Raw genomic sequence first — 274 nt, forward strand, 5'->3', positions numbered from 1 at the left:
TCGGCCTGGCCCTGAAGGCTGGCGGCCACGGCAGCGGCGAGGTCAACGCCGAAGGCCTGGCGTGGCTCAAGCGCAAACTGTTCAAGCTCGGCGACGCCGACAAGATCGATTTCGAAGGCATCAAGCCTGACCGCCGCGCGATCTTCCCGGCGGGCCTGGCGATTCTCGAAGCGATCTTCGACGCCCTCGAACTGCAACGCATGGATCATTGTGAAGGCGCGCTGCGTGAAGGCGTGCTCTACGACCTGCTCGGCCGCCATCAGCACGAAGACGT

General features: G+C 64.6%; 1 protein-coding gene. It reads left to right on the forward strand.

Going from position 1 to position 274, the window contains the following annotated elements:
* Positions 1-274, forward strand: a 274-nt coding sequence (locus AAEY83_RS14895; protein WP_502945190.1) for a Ppx/GppA phosphatase family protein, incomplete at both ends; no start/stop codon positions are given.

This window comes from Psychrobacter sp. TB20-MNA-CIBAN-0197 (genome assembly GCF_040309765.1).
In the GTDB taxonomy this organism is placed as follows: Bacteria; Pseudomonadota; Gammaproteobacteria; order Pseudomonadales; family Moraxellaceae; genus Psychrobacter; species Psychrobacter submarinus.